The 3,837-nt window shown below is 44.5% G+C and carries 5 protein-coding genes; 2 read left to right on the forward strand and 3 right to left on the reverse strand.

Annotated elements, in window-relative coordinates:
- Nucleotides 1–355: 355 nt before the first annotated feature.
- Nucleotides 356–1,477 (reverse strand): DUF4179 domain-containing protein, encoded by a 1,122-nt coding sequence (locus tag BBA02S_RS19560; protein WP_041113010.1) that lies wholly within the window; start codon nt 1,475–1,477, stop codon nt 356–358.
- A 13-nt stretch (nt 1,478–1,490) separates the two neighbouring features.
- Nucleotides 1,491–2,015, reverse strand: a complete 525-nt coding sequence (locus BBA02S_RS19565) for a sigma-70 family RNA polymerase sigma factor (protein WP_041099331.1) — start codon at nt 2,013–2,015, stop codon at nt 1,491–1,493.
- A gap of 247 nt (nt 2,016–2,262) precedes the next feature.
- Between BBA02S_RS19565 and BBA02S_RS19570 the strand changes: the two genes are divergently transcribed.
- Both BBA02S_RS19570 and BBA02S_RS19575 read left to right on the forward strand, forming a co-directional pair.
- Entirely contained in the window at nt 2,263–3,024 is a 762-nt protein-coding gene (locus BBA02S_RS19570) for an SDR family NAD(P)-dependent oxidoreductase (RefSeq protein ID WP_041113011.1), read from the forward strand.
- A gap of 95 nt (nt 3,025–3,119) precedes the next feature.
- Nucleotides 3,120–3,365, forward strand: coding sequence for a hypothetical protein (locus BBA02S_RS19575; RefSeq protein ID WP_041099336.1), 246 nt, complete (start codon nt 3,120–3,122; stop codon nt 3,363–3,365).
- Nucleotides 3,366–3,657: 292 nt separating this feature from the next.
- Here the strand turns inward: BBA02S_RS19575 and BBA02S_RS21190 are convergent.
- The coding region (locus tag BBA02S_RS21190; protein ID WP_218011597.1) for a hypothetical protein at nt 3,658–3,837 on the reverse strand (180 nt) is incomplete at its 5' end.

The raw sequence follows: 3,837 nt of genomic DNA on the forward strand, positions 1-3,837 counted from the left end.
GCCAGAGTCTGCGCGCCTTCCATTCTAATCAATAAGTTTGACGAAGCCAGGACAGTTGTACAAAACGCTTAAGGTGAAGAAGAGGCTGTTGAAAGACCAGTCACTCCAACGGAACTAAGTAGACAGGATTGCTCTAGACCAGTCTGTGCCAGGGGATCATCTGGTTTGCCGCATGGAGCATATGTTGGAGATGGTCAATACGAACGATGCTTACTTGCTCTGCCATGAATCTCTAAAAATGGCCAACTGGACCTGGCAGATCCGAAAATGGGTTTGGAAGGATCTCCTTCTGACCCCATTTTGTCAACAAACGGAAATCAGGCAGTGTCACGCACTGCCTGATTTGAAATGTAATTTATTTTGTCGTATTGACCTCGAACGATTGATCTTTTAGAAGCTTTTTATTATTTTTTTGATTATCAAAGATGCTTGGAGTAATTATGAGCTTCTCAAGATCAGAGGTCAATTCCAGCTCCTCATTCATTTCTGAGAGAGTGTCTGTGCCGCTGCCTGTTCCGCTTCCAGTCAAGGTATGCCCTTTTTCGTCTTTTACAACCAGATTAACTTGGTGGCTTTCGCTTGAACCTTTCGTATATTCAAAGGTATGGCGGATTTTAACGGACACAGGAGATACACGGATTTCTTCGATTTTCAGCACACCCTTAAGGTTTTTCTCATTAATATGGATCTTCTTATCTATACGGTACACCGCTGTGTTCGATTGAATATTCTCCCCATTAACAGTTGTTTGGAAGGTCCAGCTGCCTTTGATGGAGCCGAAAGAATCGGAGTATTTGCCAGAATGGGCACCGCCGGCTTTTTCGTATTCCATGGTATTGAATTGGATGGACACGGGATAGTCTTTTTGTGGATCAATATGATCAAGAATTTGGAAAGGCTCGTCCATTAGGCCGTCTCCGTCTGTGTCGATATGATCGATATCAAAGGAATAAAGGTAATTCGAGCTGCCATCTTCTGTTTTTTCGTTTGCCGGCTGCACACTGTAAGAGGAGTTGGCAAAGGTGAAGTCCCCGATTTTTACTTGCATCTGCCCTGGCATGACTGATTTCTGTTGGTCCCCATTGTCTGCTTTTATATTTAAACTGAGCAAAACCTGGCCGTCATCCAGCATCAGTTCATTGAGTGTGACATGGATGTTCTTATCTGCAACTGTTTGATCGACCGTTTGCTTGTAGCCCGTAAATTCATTTTCTGGCTTGTTAAAAAATAATTCGATTTGTTTTCCTGCTTTTGACAGTGAAGCCCACACGTGATCATTGGTGAGCATAACCGGACTGGCTGCAGCCAAAACAAAAGCAGCTGCGATTAAAAATTTCCGGTTTTTCTTTTTGCGGGGCTTGATGCTGGCCCGCATTTCCTGCTTTAGTTTGTTTTTTTCCGCTGCGCTCAATTCAATTTCTTCATATTCCTCTGTTTTACTGTCGATTTGATTAAATAATTCATAAGGATGTTTCATTGTATGCACCGCCTTATCTAATAATTTCTTTTAGCTTTTTTCGTCCTCTTGACAGCCTGTTGTACAAGTTATCTTTTGTGGTGTGTGTGCGATGGGCAATCTCGTCCAGCTGGATGTCTTCTAAATAATATTTCTTAAATAGCTCCCGGTCTTTTTCATTTAAGTGGCTCAGCAATTCGTCGATCTCTTCTTGCAGTTCTTGCTGCAACAGGGCAGAATCTGCGGAAGAGGGAGGCTCTGTGTCCGATAAGCTGATCGTTTGGCGGTCCTTCATATATTTCCGTTTATAATCAATCGCTTTATATTTGGCGATGGCGCCCACCCAATTTTTGAAGGAGTTTTGCTTGTGATTGAAGCTTCCGATGTTCTTCCAAATAGATAAGAGGACGTCATTTACACATTCTTCCTCATACATCCGCAAGCTCCCCAAGTGTCTGCGGACGATTGAGGTAATAAGTCCGGCATAATGATCAATCAGCAATTCCAGGCCGATCTCTTTTTTGCGGACAATCTGTTTAACGATAATCGTTTCATCCATTTAGTTACCGCCTTTCTCATACATTTTCACTAATTAATACGAAGGGAAAGGCCACTTCCTATCATTTGTGAGAAAATATTTCTAAAAGTTATAGAGATTTGTTCGTGTACACGCTCTTTTCGCTGCACCTACTTCAAAGTATAGCGCACGCTAGCGGCGGACGAGCGTAAGTTTTAAATTGTTTGCCGCGAACCGCTATAATGAATGTACATAACTGTCTTTTGGCAAAAGAAGAGGAGAGGATCTTATGGATTTGCAGCTGAATGGAAAAAACGTACTGATTACGGGCGGTTCAAAAGGGATCGGCAAAGCCATTGCCGAGGCTTTCGTCCAGGAGGGAGCCCATGTTGCGATTGCCGCCCGCAGCATGGAAGCACTGGAAAAAACGCAGAAAGAGCTTGGGGGACGCGTATCTGTGTTTCAGGCCGATCTTTCACATGCGGAAGAACGGGAAAAGCTGATGGCGTCTTTTATTGAACAAAAGGGGACAATTGATGTACTGGTTAACAATGCTGGCGGCAGCAATGGCGGCCAAGCGATGGATACAGAGCTGGAGCTATTTTATCAAGCGATGGAGCTGAATTATTTTTCTGCTGTGCATGTAAGCAAGCTGGCAGCTCATCATATGAAGAAAGAAAAAAGCGGAGCGATCATAAATATTACGTCAGTCTATGGAAGAGAAAGCGGAGGAAAGGTAACATATAACAATGCAAAGTCAGCTTTGATCAGTTTCACGAAAGCTTTTGCAGATGAAGTGATTTCGGAAGGGATTCGCGTCAACAGCGTGGCGCCGGGAAGCATTTTACACGAAACGGGAAATTGGAAGAGACGGCTTGAAGAAAACCCGGAACGGATCAAAGAGTTTGTGAAAAACGACATTCCAGCGGGTCGCTTCGGCACGCCTGAGGAAGTGGCCCACGTTGTTGCTTTTCTTGCTTCCGATAAAGCCTCCTGGATTGTGGGAGCTAGTCTGAATGTGGACGGCGGCCAATCAAAAATGAATTTTTAACTAGCTTGAATGCAATAAAAGCACGAACAGACAGGTGAATAATGAGCGCGGCTTGCGGATAACCTAATGGGTATCATGATACATAGGGGGTTCTTATGAGTACGCGATATTGCTGTCCAAGCTGTAAGACAAACCGCTCAAGATTCAATATTGTCGATCAGGTCGCTTATGCCGTCAGATTAGATCCGCAAACAGGAGAAGTGATGGAACGATTTGAAGGATCGGATCATCCTGGTCCTTTCCATGCGGTCTATAACGGTCCTGAACGAAGAGTCCAATGTGCGGTTTGCCATTTGATTGAAGATGAAACCATGTTTCTGAAGTTCGGCGAAAAACAATAAAAACCGGTTCTCGAGAGAGAGCCGGTTTTTCAGCTTGTCGACAAAAGGGGTTCGGAATGGTCTTATTCCGAATCCCTTTTTGATTTTTCATTGGTTTTAAAGCCGTTTGAGAGAAGGATAGACCTCACCGAGTCCGTTATTTAGACCATTTTGGGGTCTTGCCAAGTCCAGTTGGCCATTTTTTTGAGATTCATGGCAGAAAAAGTAAGCATCGCCCGTATCGACCATCTCCAACGTATGCTCCATGCGATGAACCAAGTAATCCCCTGGCACAGGCTTATCTAGGGCGACCCTATCTACTTAGTTCCATTAGAGTGGATGGTGTTTCAAACGCCTCTTCTTCACCTCGAGCATTTTGTACAACTGTCCTGGCTTTGTCAAACCTATTGATTAGAATGGAAGGCGCGCAGACTCCTGCGGGCTCACCGCCCGCCCCGCGGAAAGCGAAGCAGCCTGGAATGGACATCAACAG

This window comes from Bacillus badius NBRC 15713 (genome assembly GCF_001591605.1).
GTDB lineage: Bacteria > Bacillota > Bacilli > Bacillales > Domibacillaceae > Pseudobacillus > Pseudobacillus badius.

What these genes read in the sequence shown, in the direction of transcription:
- BBA02S_RS19560 (WP_041113010.1), bottom strand. Translation starts at nt 1,477, where the DNA reads ATGAAACATCCTTATGAATTATTTAATCAAATCGACAGTAAAACAGAG.
- BBA02S_RS19575 (WP_041099336.1), top strand. Translation starts at nt 3,120, where the DNA reads ATGAGTACGCGATATTGCTGTCCAAGCTGTAAGACAAACCGCTCAAGA.
- BBA02S_RS19565 (WP_041099331.1), bottom strand. Translation starts at nt 2,015, where the DNA reads ATGGATGAAACGATTATCGTTAAACAGATTGTCCGCAAAAAAGAGATC.
- BBA02S_RS19570 (WP_041113011.1), top strand. Translation starts at nt 2,263, where the DNA reads ATGGATTTGCAGCTGAATGGAAAAAACGTACTGATTACGGGCGGTTCA.